Origin of the sequence: Janibacter melonis, assembly GCF_020567375.1 — a bacterium.
GTDB classification, from domain to species: domain Bacteria; phylum Actinomycetota; class Actinomycetes; order Actinomycetales; family Dermatophilaceae; genus Marihabitans; species Marihabitans melonis.
In genome coordinates this window covers 116,978-131,003 of sequence record NZ_JAJBZM010000003.1, presented here as the reverse complement: position 1 = coordinate 131,003, position 14,026 = coordinate 116,978, and the positions used below count along the sequence as shown (strand labels likewise).

General features: G+C 74.4%; 14 protein-coding genes, 1 tRNA gene and 1 other RNA gene. 3 read left to right on the top strand and 13 right to left on the bottom strand.

Going from position 1 to position 14,026, the window contains the following annotated elements; all coding sequences use genetic code 11:
• Window positions 1–109: 109 nt before the first annotated feature.
• The 3 genes from LIV55_RS12700 to ffs form a co-directional block, all read right to left on the bottom strand.
• Window positions 110–1,132 (bottom strand): hypothetical protein, encoded by a 1,023-nt coding sequence (locus LIV55_RS12700; RefSeq protein ID WP_229300455.1) that lies wholly within the window; start codon window positions 1,130–1,132, stop codon window positions 110–112.
• A gap of 83 nt (window positions 1,133–1,215) precedes the next feature.
• Window positions 1,216–3,216, bottom strand: coding sequence for an ATP-binding protein (locus LIV55_RS12695; protein WP_229300454.1), 2,001 nt, complete (start codon window positions 3,214–3,216; stop codon window positions 1,216–1,218).
• A 111-nt stretch (window positions 3,217–3,327) separates the two neighbouring features.
• Window positions 3,328–3,424: signal recognition particle sRNA small type (gene ffs, locus LIV55_RS12690), an RNA gene on the bottom strand.
• 63 nt (window positions 3,425–3,487) lie between these two features.
• On the opposite strand from ffs, the gene LIV55_RS12685 reads away from it, so the two are divergent.
• Window positions 3,488–3,964 (top strand): DUF3817 domain-containing protein, encoded by a 477-nt coding sequence (locus LIV55_RS12685; RefSeq protein WP_372456520.1) that lies wholly within the window; start codon window positions 3,488–3,490, stop codon window positions 3,962–3,964.
• A 27-nt stretch (window positions 3,965–3,991) separates the two neighbouring features.
• On the opposite strand, the gene LIV55_RS12680 is transcribed toward LIV55_RS12685, so the two are convergent.
• Entirely contained in the window at window positions 3,992–4,936 is a 945-nt protein-coding gene (locus LIV55_RS12680; protein ID WP_229300453.1) for a helix-turn-helix transcriptional regulator, read from the bottom strand.
• A gap of 103 nt (window positions 4,937–5,039) precedes the next feature.
• Between LIV55_RS12680 and LIV55_RS12675 the strand changes: the two genes are divergently transcribed.
• Window positions 5,040–5,498, top strand: a complete 459-nt coding sequence (locus LIV55_RS12675) for a VOC family protein (protein ID WP_229300452.1) — start codon at window positions 5,040–5,042, stop codon at window positions 5,496–5,498.
• 193 nt (window positions 5,499–5,691) lie between these two features.
• On the opposite strand, the gene LIV55_RS12670 is transcribed toward LIV55_RS12675, so the two are convergent.
• Complete coding sequence (locus LIV55_RS12670; RefSeq protein ID WP_148041546.1) at window positions 5,692–5,979, bottom strand: hypothetical protein; 288 nt, start codon at window positions 5,977–5,979, stop codon at window positions 5,692–5,694.
• 124 nt (window positions 5,980–6,103) lie between these two features.
• Between LIV55_RS12670 and LIV55_RS12665 the strand changes: the two genes are divergently transcribed.
• The gene (locus LIV55_RS12665) at window positions 6,104–7,309 is read left to right on the top strand and encodes a benzoate/H(+) symporter BenE family transporter (RefSeq protein WP_229300451.1); all 1,206 of its coding nucleotides are present in this window, start codon (window positions 6,104–6,106) and stop codon (window positions 7,307–7,309) included.
• Between the two features lie 62 nt (window positions 7,310–7,371).
• Here LIV55_RS12665 and LIV55_RS12660 read toward each other — a convergent pair.
• From LIV55_RS12660 to LIV55_RS12625, 8 genes are all read right to left on the bottom strand, one after another.
• Window positions 7,372–7,461: transfer RNA gene (locus tag LIV55_RS12660), tRNA-Ser, on the bottom strand.
• Between the two features lie 65 nt (window positions 7,462–7,526).
• Window positions 7,527–8,057 (bottom strand): hypothetical protein, encoded by a 531-nt coding sequence (locus LIV55_RS12655; protein WP_229300450.1) that lies wholly within the window; start codon window positions 8,055–8,057, stop codon window positions 7,527–7,529.
• Window positions 8,054–9,013 (bottom strand): N-acetylglucosamine kinase, encoded by a 960-nt coding sequence (locus tag LIV55_RS12650; RefSeq protein WP_229300449.1) that lies wholly within the window; start codon window positions 9,011–9,013, stop codon window positions 8,054–8,056. Before LIV55_RS12650 ends, LIV55_RS12655 begins: the two co-directional genes overlap by 4 nt.
• A 13-nt stretch (window positions 9,014–9,026) precedes the next feature.
• Entirely contained in the window at window positions 9,027–9,851 is an 825-nt protein-coding gene (locus LIV55_RS12645) for a carbohydrate ABC transporter permease (RefSeq protein ID WP_123091384.1), read from the bottom strand.
• Window positions 9,848–10,747 (bottom strand): carbohydrate ABC transporter permease, encoded by a 900-nt coding sequence (locus LIV55_RS12640; protein ID WP_123091385.1) that lies wholly within the window; start codon window positions 10,745–10,747, stop codon window positions 9,848–9,850. Before LIV55_RS12640 ends, LIV55_RS12645 begins: the two co-directional genes overlap by 4 nt.
• Before the next feature lie 49 nt (window positions 10,748–10,796).
• Window positions 10,797–12,095 (bottom strand): ABC transporter substrate-binding protein, encoded by a 1,299-nt coding sequence (locus tag LIV55_RS12635; protein ID WP_229300448.1) that lies wholly within the window; start codon window positions 12,093–12,095, stop codon window positions 10,797–10,799.
• Entirely contained in the window at window positions 12,092–13,090 is a 999-nt protein-coding gene (murQ, locus tag LIV55_RS12630; RefSeq protein WP_205473743.1) for an N-acetylmuramic acid 6-phosphate etherase, read from the bottom strand. Before murQ ends, LIV55_RS12635 begins: the two co-directional genes overlap by 4 nt.
• A 45-nt stretch (window positions 13,091–13,135) precedes the next feature.
• A complete protein-coding gene (locus LIV55_RS12625; protein WP_083968653.1) occupies window positions 13,136–14,023 on the bottom strand; it encodes a MurR/RpiR family transcriptional regulator in 888 nt (295 codons plus the stop codon).
• Between the last annotated feature and the right edge of the window lie 3 nt (window positions 14,024–14,026).

Sequence of the window (14,026 nt, the reverse complement as noted above, 5' to 3'; positions counted from 1 at the left end):
CGCGTCGCTGGTGGGGCCATCGTGCCGCAGGACCGGGGGGTGGGCCCACCTGGCCCCGGACGTGCCTCGGCCCGCCGCGGGTGGGCGGCGGGCCGAGGGCGAAGGGGGATCAGCGCGGCGTGCCGTCGTCCCGGTGCCGCAGGTCGTCGACGCCGTCCTTGATGCGCTCGCCGAGCCCGCGGTCGTCGTGCCCGTCGGCCGCGTGCCGGCCGTGCTCGTCGCGGCGCAGACCGTCCTCGTCGCGGCGCAGGTCGTGCTCGTCGCGGCCGAGGTCGTGGTCCGCGGGGGTGCCCGAGGGAGCCGTCGCGTCGCTCGTGCGGGTGACGTCGTAGCCCTCCTCGCGCGGGGGCGGCGGCGCCTCGCCCTGGCCGGGCGGGGGCGGCGGCGGGCCGTCCTGCACCGGCGGGGGCGCGTCATGGGTCGCGGGCGGGGGCGGGCCGTCCTGGGCTGCGGCCCTGTCCTGGACCGGCGGGCCGTCGACGCGCTGCTCGTGGTCGGCGGTCCAGGTGTCGGGCCCGGACTCGCCGGTCGCGGCGGTGGTCGGGCCCGCGGCAACGCCCGTCACGCTGGCGGCGCCGGCCGTGCCGGCACCCGGCCCGCGGCGGTCGTCGGCGAGGTCGGCCCGGTGGGACGTGGAGTCGGACGAGGAGTCGTCGGCGTAGGAGTCCTCGCTCTCGACGACCCTGTCGCGGTAGCCGTCGCCGTCCCGGTCGTCGTCGCGACGCCCGTCGGCGGCCCCGTCGTCGACGCGGTTGCCGTGCTTGTCGGTGCGGACGTCCGGGTCGAGGGCGTCGGCCCGACGCAGCTCCTCGTCGCGCGCCTCCTGCAGCACCGAGTGACGGTCGCCCTCGTCGGCGGCGCGCCCCTCGAGACGCTCGGCCTCGACGCGCTGGCGCTCGGCCTCCGCAGCCTTGAGCTCGGCGTCGGCGCGAGCGGCCTGGGCCTGGGCCTGGGTGTGCGCGGCGGCGGCCTGCTGCTCGCGCAGGTCGATCTCCTGGTCCGCGGCCCGGTCCCGGATGCGGGCGGCCTCGTGACGCTTGGCCTCGGCCTGCTTCTTCTTCGCGCTGGAGACGACGAACCCGATGATGACGAGCACGGCGAGGATCGCCAGCCCGATCAGAACCCATCTCATGACCTGCTCCGTCCCGGGCGGCCGGACGGCCACCTCGTGATCTGCCACGCTAACGAGCAGGAGGCCCGAAGGACGGGCGAGCGTCACCCCGTTTCGCGCACCCCGGCGCGGCCTCGACCGGGGAGGGTCAGCGTGGCGACGAGCCCGCCGCCCTCGGGCGACGCGAGCGCGACCGAGCCGTGGTTGCGGGCCGCCAGCTCGGAGACGATTGCCAGCCCGAGCCCGGTGCCCGGCACCGCGTCACGCTCGGCCACCGGGGCGCGGTAGAAGCGGTCGAAGGCGTGCTCGAGCTCCTCGGGTCGCATGCCGGGCCCGGTGTCGCTGACGACGACGCCCACGGTGCCGTCCTCGTGCTCGACGGTGCGGGTCGTCACCCTCCCCCGGGGCGGGGTGAACTTCACCGCGTTGGCCAGGAGGTTGGTGAGCATCCTCGTGAGGTCGTCGGGGTCAGCGTGCGCCGTCCCCGCGCACCCGGCGACGTCGAGCGTCATCTCCTTGCGGTCGGCGAGCACCCGGACGTTGCCGAGCACCTCGGTGACGAAGGGCCCGAGCTCGATCTCCCGAGGCTCGACCCCGTCGCGGTCGGCCGCGATCTGCCCGATGGCGAGCAGGTCCTCGACGAGGGCCGAGAGCCGGTCGGCGTTGCGCGTGACGACCTCGAGCCACCCGCGCTCCCGGTCGGTCAGGCGCGGCGAGTCCTCGAGGAGCTCGACGTAGCCGACGATGCTCGCGATGGGGGTGCGCAGCTCGTGGCTCGTCGTGGCGACGAAGTCCTCGCGCTGGCGCTCGAGGTCCGCCCGGGTGACCCGGGCGGCCTGCTGCTCCTGCTCGGCGGCCAGGGTCGCCGCCTGCATCCGCAGCGGCTCCGTGACGTCGACGAGCTGGACGGAGAAGTGGTCGGGCTCGTCGGGCACGAGGTTGGCGGCGACGGTGAGGGTGCGCTCGTCGAGCTCGACCGTCACGGGCTCGCCGGAGCGCAGGGCCTCGTCCGCGGCGTCGGCGAGCGGGCCCTGCCAGGACCTCTCGGCGCCCTCGCCCACGAGGGCCGCCGCCGTCGGGTTCGACCAGCCGACCCGCACGCGGCCGTCCGCACGCCGCTGCGCGATGGCCAGCCCGACCGATGCCTCGAGGAGGCTGCCCGAGAGCAGCCGCGAGGTCGCGGCGAGCCGACGGGTCGTGTCGCGCAGCTCGTACTGGGCTGCGCTGATGACGACGGAGAAGCCCGCGAAGGTCACGAGGAAGGTCTCGGCGAGCGCGGCGCGCACGGCGAGGTCGAGCCCCTCGTGGTTGAAGGGCCCGCCGCCGGCGATCGTGAGCCCGAGGATGGCGCACGACGCGAGCAGCGTCTGCACGGCGACGACCCGGACGGGGAAGCGGAAGGCCGCCCACGCCAGCACCGGGTAGGGCAGGAAGGCCAGCGGCAGGTCGGCCCCGTCGCGGAAGACGAGGGCGATGACCGCTGCGAGGGCGACGGCGTGCAGCGCGAGCTCGAGCCGGCTGGCCCGCACCGGCACCCGCCGCGGGAAGAGGGCGAAGGGGGCGATCATGACGACTGCCGCGGCATGGGAGGCAGCGACGTAGGCCGCCGTGGACCAGAAGGCCCCGTCCTCCAGGCCGGCGATGGTCGCGCCCGCGAGGAGGCCGACGACGACGGCGCCGGCGACGACGGCGAGGCAGAAGTAGATCGCCGAGGCGAGGCTGCGCAGCTCGAAGCGCGGCCGGCCGCGGCGGGCGAGCAGCGCCGTCACGACGAAGGCCTCCGCCGCGTTGGCCACCCCGAAGCACAGGGCGGCCAGCGGGGGGCGCCCGCCGATCGCGTTCGCCAGAGCCGTGGCGCCGAGGACGAGGAGCAGCCCCGCCCACCGGCGCCGGGGCTGCGTGAGCACGAGGAAGAGGACGGCGATCCCGGCAGCCGGCCACCAGACCGCGACGCGGCTGCCCTGCGGGGCGAGGCCGACCCCCACGACACCGGCCACGACGACGAGCAGCGCGACGACCGGCCAGGACCACAGCGGCAGGTACCGGGGCCGCGCCGGGGAGTCGAGGGGCCGGAGAGCGCTGGCTCCCGGCGCGAGAGCCGTCATAGGGGAGAAACTAGGCGCCGCGCGGCGATGTCGCGCGGTGACGCGCTCCCCCTTCGGGCTCCGCCCAGGGTGACGTGACCCACCCGAGCCCCCGGCGGACGTCCCCGGACATGAGAAGACACCCCACGTACCTGGAAGAGCTCACCTGCCCTTGCTGCGTTCCCGCCCTGGGGGAGTTCAGTGAGGTACCACCACGTGGGGTGCCGCGCCCACTCTAACCCGAGCGGGGCGTGCGGACCCAGCCGCCGTCGGCCGGGGGCGGTCCGGGAGGATGGGGGGCGTGCACCTGCCCTCTCCCCTGCGCCTCTTCCGGATCGTCGCGACCGCCGAGGCGGTGACGTGGACCCTCCTCGTCGTCGGGATGGTGCTCAAGTACGTCACGAAGACCACCGAGCTCGGCGTGCGCGTCGGCGGGATGCTCCACGGCGTCGTCTTCATCGCCTACGTCCTCACCTGCGTGGCCCTGTGGGTCGACCAGCGGTGGAGCCCCCGGACCGCCCTCACGGCGCTCGCGAGTGCGATCCCGCCGTGGCTCACCCTGTGGTTCGAGCGCCGCGTCGAGCGCGACCACCTCGTCGGGCAGCAGTGGCGGCTCGGGGCGGGCGGCCAGCGCCCGACCTCCGCCCCCGAGCGGGTCCTCGCCGCCGCGCTGGCGCGCCCCCTCCTGGGTCTCGTCGTCGCGCTCGTCGGCATCGCCGCGGTGACCGCGGTCCTGCTCCTCGTCGGCCCTCCGGTCCCGAAGAGCTGAGCGGACCCCCTTCGCGAAGGGGGGCGCTCAGGGCGGCGAGGACGCGCTCGCGAGGCGCCCGGAGAGCTCGGCCGCGGCGAGCCGCAGCGGCTCGGGACCGACGACGGCGAAGGGGGCGTCGAACTTCAGGACGTGGGCCAGCAGACCCGTCCACGACCACGACCCGACGGTGAGCAGTGTGCGTGTCGGCGACACCGCCTCGACCTGCCCGTCGCCCGCCCACCGGGCCACCGCGGCCAGCGGCAGGTCGACGAGGACCTGCCCGCTGCACGGCCAGACGTCCTCGGTCTGCGCCCCCTTCGCCCGGGCCTGGACGAAGGTCGAGGCGTCGCCGGTGGGGATCGCGCGCGGCACGAAGCGAGCGCCCGCCGGGGAGCGGGGCTCGAGGTGGTCGAGACGGAAGATGCGCCAGTCCGCCACGTCGAGGTCCCACGCGACGAGGTACCAGCGGCTCCCCCGGACGACGACCGCGTGCGGCTCGGCACGCCGGACCTCCAGCGCACCCCGGTACCGCATCCGCAGGACCCGCTGCTCCCGCACGGCGACGCTCACCGCCTCGAGCACCGCGGGCGCGACCTGCGCACCCGGCCCGACACCGTCGAAGCGGATGCCCTCCACCCGGTGGCGCAGCCGCGCGGGCATCACCTGCTGCACCGTCGCGAGCGCGCGGGCCGCGGCCTCCTCGAGGTCGACGCCCGTCGTGGCGGCGGCGCGCAGGGCCACGGCGACGGCCACGGCCTGCTCGTCGTCGAGGAGCAGCGGCGGCATCTGGGAGCCCGCTGCGAGGCGGTATCCCCCGTCCGGCCCCTTCGTCGCGGAGATGCGGTAGCCGAGGTCGCGCAGCCGGGTGACGTCGCGGCGCACCGTGCGAGGGGTGACGCCCAGCCGCTCGGCGAGCGCCTGCCCCGACCAGTCGCGACGGGTCTGGAGCAGCGAGAGCAGGGACAGCATCCGAGAGGGGCTCGCGGTCATGACGCCATCCTCGCGCAGGTAGCGGACCGGATCTGACCTCTACCCCTGGCACCGTCGTCCTCGGCGGCAGGTCGCCGCCACCACGACCAGACGGAGGACGGGCATGACCCTCACCACCACGACCCATCTCAACTTCCGGGGCACCGCGAGCCAGGCCCTCGACTTCTACCAGGAGGTCTTCGGCGGCGAGGTCACCCGTGCGACGTACGCCGACACGGGGATGCCGGTAGGGGCACCTGGCGCCGACAAGGTCGTCTTCGGCCAGCTCGACGGGCCCGTGCGGCTCATGGCCTACGACATCCCCGGGCAGGACAGCACCGACGTCGCGCCGACGGCGGGCACGACGACGCGCGAGGACGGGGCGACCGTCACCGACCGCACGTTCTTCCAGTCGGTGCGCGGCGGCACGCTCGAGGAGGTCACGACGTGCTGGGAGGCGCTCGTGCAGGGAGCCGAGGTGATCGAGCCCCTCGCCGAGTCCGCGTGGAGCCCCGGCTTCGGGATGCTCACCGACCGCTTCGGGGTCACCTGGGTGGTTGACGTCGCCCCTGCCCGGGGCTGACCGCGGAGCAGGTGGGCCCGTGTCGAGCCACGGGCCCACCTGCTCCCGGGGGGAGGGTCCCGCCGCAGGTCGGCTCGTGAGCACCCACGAAAGGATTGGACAAAGATAGGACAGGACGGCGGTCGTGCGGGACCCCCTCGGCCCACCTTTTTCGTCGCCAGGATCCACCACCCACCCGCGCCGACATGCCCCGTCACCGGCCCGGTCGGCGCAGGCCGCGCACCACGGCAGCGTCTCGCGAGAGCACGCGGTTCGGGTCGGACTCGACCGGGGCGAGGCGGTCGGCGGCAACGACGACGAGGCGCAGCTCGCCCCCGTCGACGACCACGACGAGCGCGAGCCACCTGCCCCGCGGGCGGTCTCGCTCCCACCGCAGGAGCAGCCCCTGGCGCGGCTGCGCCCCAGGCTCGCCGGAGGGGCGGACCCACACGTGCCGGGGGCGCTGCGGGGGCCACTGCTCGTGCCACCGCGCCCTGCTCATCGCCCGATGCTCCCACACCCTGTCGAACACGTGTTCGACTGATCGTCGGCCGGGCGCACGACCAGGCGGACGAACCGGCCGGACGCGTGCCCCTCCCCCGCGCCGCACGCGCAAGACTGCGCGCATGACCGGCACCGCACCCGCCGACGAGGCCACCGAGACCGCGCGCAGCCACGCCCTCGTGGCCGGCGTCGTCTGCGGGCTCGTGGGCTACACGAGCTCCTTCGCCGTCGTCCTCGCCGGTCTCAGCGCGGTCGGCGCGAGCCCCGCCGAGGCGACCTCCGGCCTCACCCTGCTCTCGCTGACGATGGGGCTGGGCTGCGTCGTCTTCAGCTGGCGCACCCGGATGCCGATCACCCTCGCCTGGTCGACCCCGGGGGCCGCCCTCCTGGCCAGCGCGGCCGTCCCGGCGGGCGGGTGGCCGGCAGCCGTCGGGGCCTTCCTCGCCACCGGCCTGCTGCTCGCGCTGCTCGCCCTCGTGCGCCCGCTGGCCCGGCTCGTCGCGGCGATCCCCACCGAGCTCGCGAGCGCGATGCTCGCCGGGGTGCTGCTCGTCCTGTGCGTCGCCCCCTTCCGTGCCCTCGCCGCCGACCCGGCCGTCATCGCCCCCGTCGTCGTGGTGTGGGCGCTCGCCCTCGTGCTCGTGCGCCGGTGGGCGGTGCCCCTGGCCCTCGTCGCCGCGGTCGTCGTCGTGCTCGTCGCCGGGTCGCCCGGCGACCTCGACATGCACGACCTCGCCCCGGTGCTCACCTGGACCACCCCGGTGCTCGACCCGGGCGCCCTGCTCGCCATCGCCGTGCCGCTCGTCGTCGTCACGACGACGAGCCAGAACCTGCCCGGCCTGGCCGTGCTCCGCTCCTTCGGCTACGAGCCCGACCCGCGCCCGCCGCTCCTCTACGCCGGCGTCGCGACGGCGGCGGCCGCGCCCTTCGGCGCCCACGCCATCAACCTCGCGGCGATCTCCGCCGCCCTGGCCGCAGGCCCCGAGGCCGGGCCAGACCCCCGTCGACGCTGGCCCGCCGGTGTGGCGTGCGGCGTGACCTATCTCGTGTGCGGGGCGCTGACCCCCTTCGTCGTCGCCGTCGCCTCCGCCTCCCCCGCCGGGCTGCTCGAGTCGATCGCCGGGCTCGCCCTGCTCGGCACGCTCGCCGCCTCCGGCGCGGCCGCCCTCGGGCCGACCGAGCACCGCGAGGCCGCAGCCCTCACCCTCGCGGTCGCCGCGTCGGGGGTGAGCATCGCCGGGATCGGCGGCGCCTTCTGGGGCCTCGTCGCCGGCGGCACGCTGCTCGCGCTCGTGCGGCTGCGGGGACGGCGGGCCCGCGCGGCCTGAGCGAGACGGCCAGGCCCGGGCAACGAAGAGCTCCCCGGCCCTGGAGGGGCTCGGGGAGCTGGTGGCGGAGGATATGGGATTTGAACCCATGAGGGGTTTCATCCCCAACACGATTTCCAATCGTGCGCACTAGGCCACTATGCGAATCCTCCACCGGGGAGGGTACCCGACCCTCGCGTCGCGACCGAATCGAGCCCGGGCGTCCTCCAGGGCGGGCTCAGCCGATCTCGTAGAGCGCGTCGCCGCGGGGTGTCGTCGCGACCTTGACGACCCCCAGCGAGGAGGTCGGGTAGAGGTCTCGACCCCACACCGGGGTGGCCGCGGAGCCGCCGGTCGCCGAGACGTAGAGCTTCGAGCGGGCGAGCATCCCCGCCGGCGTCACCCAGCTGCGGGTGAGGGCGCACGGGATCATCACCGAGAGGACACGCCCAGGCCGCAGCTCGTGCTCACCGGTGCGCGTCGTCACCGAGCGCGCGAGCCGGTGGTCGCGCTTGCGCGCCTTGGTCTGCCAGTCGACGTCGCTCGTCACGAGCGCCTCGGGCACGAGGACGGCGGGATGGCCGTAGACGTCGTCCTCGAGCAGGACGCTCACCGCGTGCCGGCTGACGAAGGCCGCCTCGCAGGTCTGCCCCGTCCAGGGGACGTCCTCCACCGCCCGGCCCGCCGACGCGGTCGCGCCGAGGGCCGCCGTGGCCACGAGGGTGGCCGCGGCGCACCGGGCCGCCCACGAGGTCCGCGTCGTCGTCACGACCCCGATCGTGCCACCTGGGCGGGGGGCGCGCCCGCGGAGCGCAGGTGCACCTCGTGGTGCGGCAGCTGGTGCGTCCGCCAGCGAAGGGCGAGCAGCCGCGCCCCGTCGAGGGCGTCACCGTCGGCCGGTCGCAGGACCCGTCCGTGACGCGCCACCTCCTCCTCGAGGGCGGCGCGGACCCGGGCGGCGCCGAGCAGCCCGCCCACAGCCGTGAGGGGCACGTCGGGCAACCCGGCCGCCGCGTCGAGGAGCGAGCAGGCGAGCGCGGTGCCGGCCCGGGCGCACAGCTCGGCCGCGACCTCGTCACCCCCGTCCGCCGCAGCCGTGACGGCCGGCGCCATCGAGCCGAGCAGCGCCGGGGCGTGGGGTCCGGTCATCGTCTGGCGGGGCCAGGTCGCGGGGTCCCCGAGCAGCTCTCGGGCGGCGTCGAGCAGTGCGCGCGAGCCCCCGGGCCGGTCGTCGACCGCACGCAGCGCCGCACGCATCCCGGCCAGCCCGAGCCATGCCGAGGAGCCCTCGTCGCCGAGCACGTGCCCCCAGCCGTCCACCCGGCGCCAGGTCGCGTCGAGGTCTGTCGCGAAGGCGACCGCACCCGTGCCGGCGGCGACGACCGCGCCCGGCTCGACCGCTCCGAGAGCACCGACGAGCGAGCCGACGGCGTCGCTGACGATCGCGACGTGCCCGCAGCCGGCGCGCGCGACGAGCATCTCCCGCAGCGGCCCGGGGTCCTGGAGCATGAGACCCCGGGTCGACCACACGAGGCGGTCCACCCCTTCGCCCCGTCCGTCGTCGACCTCGCCGGCGAGCGACAGGGCGCGCTCGACGAGGTCGGCCGAGTCGATCCCCGTCGGGCCGAGCCGCACTCCCCCGGACCGGCCCACCGGTCCGGGGCGCTCCCCCGCCCACGTCACCCGCAGGCCGGAGCCGCCGACGTCGACCGCGAGGCACCTCATGGCGCGCAGCGGATCACTTGCTCATGCCGGCGGTCAAGCCGGCGACGATCTGCTTCGTCGCGACGAGGAAGAGGATGATGAGCGGCACCGTCGTGATGACCAGCCCGGCGAAGACCGCGGCGAAGTTCGTCGCGTTCTCGCCGAAGAACTGGGTCAGGCCGACCGGGAGCGTGTACTTCGCCTCGTCGCGCAGGAGTACCAGCGGGAAGAGGAAGTCGTTCCAGATCGGCACGAAGCGGAAGACCGCGACGGTGGCCACGGCGGGCTTGACGAGCGGCACCATGATCCGCCAGAAGGTCTGCCAGGCGTTCGCCCCGTCGAGCCGCGCGGCCTCCTCGAGCTCCTCGGGCAGCTGCCGGAAGAAGGTCGTGAGGACGAAGATCGAGAAGGGGATGCCCGACGCGCCGTACATGAGCGACAGGCCGAGACGGGAGTCGACGAGCCCCACCGAGTCGAAGAGGTAGAAGATCGGCAGCAGCGCGAGGTGGATCGGCAGCATGAGGCCGGAGATGAAGAGCGACTCGACGGCCTGCATGACCCGCGAGCGCGAGCGCGCCAGCCCGTAGGCGGCCATCGTGCTCACCGTCGTCGAGACGACGACCGCGCCGATGGTCACGGCGAGGCTGTTGCCGAAGTACGTCGCGAAGCTGCCGGTGGTCCACGCCTCCTTGTAGCTCTCGACGGACAGCGGCCACGGGATCCCGATGGGGTCGCGGATGAGGTCGCCGTTCGTGCGGAAGCTGCTGAGCAGCATGATGACGAGCGGCAGCAGGGCCAGGGCGGCGTAGGTCCACAGCAGGACCGACGCCACGGGGCCCCCGACGGCGCGGCCCCTCATGCGCGCATCCTCCGCTCGTGCCGGCGCAGGACCGACGTCGCGAGCATCGCCCCGCCGAAGATCACGAGGAAGAGCACGGTCGCCAGCGCCGAGGAGGTGCCGATCGAGTCCGTCGCGCCGGAGTCGAAGGCCGTGCGGTAGAAGAGCAACGAGACGAAGTCGGTCGAGCGCGCCGGGCTGCCCGTCGACCCGCCGAAGGCGTACGGCAGGGCGAAGGCCTCCATGGCGAAGATGAAGGTCAGCACGCTCACCGTGCCGATGGCCGGCACGAGGAGGGGCAGGGTCACCTTGCGGAAGGCCTGCCAGTGGCTCGCGCCGTCGACGCGTGCCGCCTCGCCGAGCTCCTCGGGGATGCCGCCGAGCGCCGCGCCGTAGAGCAGCACCGGGAAGCCGATCCACTGCCACACGCTGACGAGCACGACGACCCACAGGGCCGTGTCGGGGTCACCGAGCCAGGGCCGCGCCCAGCTCTCCAGACCCACCGCGTCGAGGAGCGTGTTGACCGGTCCGAAGGCCGGCGAGAGCAGCAGGGTCCACAGGTAGCCGATGACGATCGGGCTGACGAGGTAGGGCATGGCGTAGAGGGTCTGGAGCATGCGCCGGGTGCGCTCACGGGTGTGCAGGAGCACGGCGATCCCCAGACCGACGGTGTTCTGCAGCAGCATCGTCCCGGCGAAGAAGATGAGGTTGTGCGACAGCGCGCGGGGCAGGTCGGTGCGGAAGGGCTCCCTGGTGACGAGCGCCTGGAAGTTCGTGATCCCCGCGAAGCCGACCTGCCGCGTCCCCTCCCACGAGTAGAAGGCGTAGGAGAAGGCCGTGACCATCGGGTAGAGGACGAAGACGCCGAAGACGAGCAGGGCGGGGGTGACGAAGAGCAGCGAGGTGCGTCGCCTCATCGGGCGCTCCCGAGGAGGCGACGCACGCGCGCGGCGACGGGGGCCGCGATCACTTCTTCGTCGGCTCGAACCAGGACTTCACGCCCTTGTCGAGCTCGGAGCTGACCTGGGTCGCGTCCTTGTCGCCGAGGAGCATCTCCTGGATCCCGGTGCCGAGCAGGTCGGTGCCGGCGGGCGAGCCGTAGCGGAAGTCGGTGAGCAGCAGGTACGGCGAGGGGTTGGCCTCGTAGCTCTTCGCCATCTCGCCGAGCACGGGATCGCCGTAGGTGACGCCGGGGACGGCGGAGAGCTGCTTGACCTCGTTGGCGACCATCTGGCCGAACTCCTTCGTGGCCATCCAGCGCACGAGCTCCATGGCCTCCTCCTGGTGCTCGGACTTCTTCGACACCGCGAAGTTGCCGTCGGACCAGCCGGCGGTCGTCGCCTCCGAGCCCTCGGGCGAGCCGGGGGGCGCGGGCACCTGGAAGGTGCCGATCTCCATCTCGGGGTTGCCCTTCTGCAGCACGGCGAGGTCGAAGGACCCGCCGGGGATCATCGCGGCCTGCTCGGAGGTGAACATCGTCTGGGCGTCGGTCGCGGCCAGACCGGTGACGTCCTTGGGCATGTACTTCTTGAGGTCGCCGACCACCTGGACCGAGGCGACCCAGTCGGGGTCGGTGAAGTCCTTCTCGCCGGTGGCCACGGCGTCCTGGAAGTCCGCCCCGCCGAAGCGCGCCGCGGCGAGCACCTCGTGGACGATCGGCAGGGTCCAGTCGTCCTTCGCCCCGACGGCGATCGGGGTGATCTCGTCGGCCAGGAGCGCGTCGTTCATCGCGACGAAGTCCTCCCACGACGTGGGGACCTCGAGGCCCTTCTCCTCCAGCAGACCCTTGTTGTAGAACATCTGGACCGTCTGGGTCGCGAGCGGCACGGAGTACAGGGAGCCGTCGGTCCCCTTCGCGCTCGCCACGGCGTTGTCGTCCCAGCCCTCGAGGTCGATCTCGTCGTCGAGGGGGACGAGCGAGCCGGAGGCGATCGTCGGCTGCAGCTGCCCGTAGGAGCGCACCTGCGGCACGTCCGGGCCGTCCGAGCCCGAGAGGCCGGTCGCGAGGATCTTGTTGTACTCCGTGGCCTTGAAGGTCTTGAAGTCGACGGTCACGCCCTCGTTCTTCGCCTCGTAGGCGTCGAAGATCTTCTCGTAGGCCGCCTGGTCCTCGACGCGCCACGACCACACGGTCAGCGTCGTCTCGCCCCCTTCGCCCCCGCTGCCGCTGCCGCTCTCCGAGCTCGAGGGGGCGCAGCCGGCGAGGCCGATCCCCAGACCGAGGGTGGTCGCGAGAGCCAGGGCCCGTCCGCGCTGACCGATCATGGCGTGTCTCCGTTCCTAGTGATGCTGTCCGTGGTGCCCGTCGCGGCCGTGCCGGACGTCGTCGTGGGGCCCGCTGCGGGGCCGGTCGCCGAGGGGTCGAGCCGGCGCAGGGCGTCGGCGAGCACGCCCTGGGCCTCGTGGAGGGCGTCGCGGGCGGTCGGCAGGTCGACGTCCGCGAGCAGGGAGAGCAGGGCCGGCTTGAGCTCGCCGTCGGCCTGGGCGAGACGCTCGCGGGCCTGCTCGGGCGAGGCGCCGGTCGACTCGACGAGGATGACGACGAGGCGCCCGCGCAGCTTCGCGTTCGTCGCGACGACGTCGACCATGAGGTTGGACCAGGTCCGGCCGAGCCGGACCATGACGGCCGTGGAGAAGGCGTTGAGCACGAGCTTGAGCGCCGTGCCCGCCTTGAGCCGGGTCGACCCGGAGAGGGCCTCGGGCCCGGTGTCGGGGGCGACGACGTGGTCGACGAAGGGGGCGAGCTCGGCCTGGGGGTTCGAGGTCACCAGGGCGGTGACGGCGCCGACCTCACGGGCCCGGCGCAGCGCGCCGGCGACGTAGGGGGTGCGCCCGGAGGCGGTGAGGCCGATGACGACGTCGAGACCGGTGGCCCCGGCGAGGTCGGCCGCCCCCTGCTCGACGTCGTCCTCGACGTTCTCGACCGCGCGCAGCAGGGCCGACGGGCCGCCGGCGTGATGGGCGACGACCATGCCGTCGGGGGCGTTGAAGGTGGGGCGCAGCTCGGCGGCGTCGAGGACGCCGAGCCGGCCGGAGGTGCCGGCACCGACGTAGTGGACCCGCCCGCCCGCGCGGATCGCGGCGACCGCGGAGTCGACGAGCACGGAGAGCTCGGGGAGGGTCTGCGCGACCGCGGGGGCCACCATCGCGTCCTGGGCGTTGAGGGCCTCGAGGAGCGCGAGGGTGCTCATCGTGTCGAGCCCCACCGTGGCGGGGTTGCGCCCCTCGGTCGGGGAGATCACCGTGACGTCGCTGTGCACACGAGCAACGTAAACGATTTACATCGAGGCGGCAACAGATGTAAATCAGTTGCGGATGTGCCGGCGGGCGACCGCCTGCTTCGTCTCCTCGACGGCTCGGCGCGCGCGACGCAGGTTGCGCTGCGCGACGAGGATGTAGAGGCAGTCGACGACGGTGAGCGCGGCGATCCGGCTCGCGGTCGCGCCCGAGCGCAGCTCGGTCTCGCGGGCCGCCGTCGTGAGCACCACGTCGGCCGCCCTGGCGAGCGGGCTGCCCGGGTGGTTGGTCACGGCGACGGTGCGCGCACCACGCTCGGCGGCGGCGCTCAGCACGTCGTGGACCTCGACCGTCGTGCCCGAGTGCGAGATGCCCACAGCGACGTCTCCGCGGCCGAGGAGCGTCGCGCTCGTCAGGGCGAGGTGGGGGTCGAGCCAGGCGAAGGCGGGGATGCCGATGCGGTGCAGCTTCTGCTGCAGGTCCGCGGCGACGATCCCCGAGGCGGCGATGCCGTAGACGTCGACCCGGCCGGCGCCGGCGATCGCGTCGGCGGCGGCGACGAGCGAGGCCTCGTCGAGCTGCTGGACGGTCTCCTCGACGGCGAGGGTGTCGGCGTAGGCGACCTTCGCGATGACGTCCTGCACGGTGTCGCGCGCGCTGATGTCGCCGGTGCCCACCCCCTTCGCCGGGGTGCGGGCCGACTCCTCGGCGAGGGCGAGCCGCAGCTGCGGGTAGCCGCGCAGACCGAGCCGCCGGCAGAAGCGCAGGACGGTGGTCTCCGACGTCCGGGCCTGCCCGGCAAGCTCGGAGATCGTCAGGCCGGCGACCGCGCGCGGGTCGGCGAGGACGAGCTCGGCGACCCGGTCCTCGGCGGGCGAGAGACCGGGCCGCGCCCCGCGCAGGCGCACGAGCAACGAGGTCCCGAGGTGGTCGTGGTCCTCGGGCCGTCGCGTCATGGC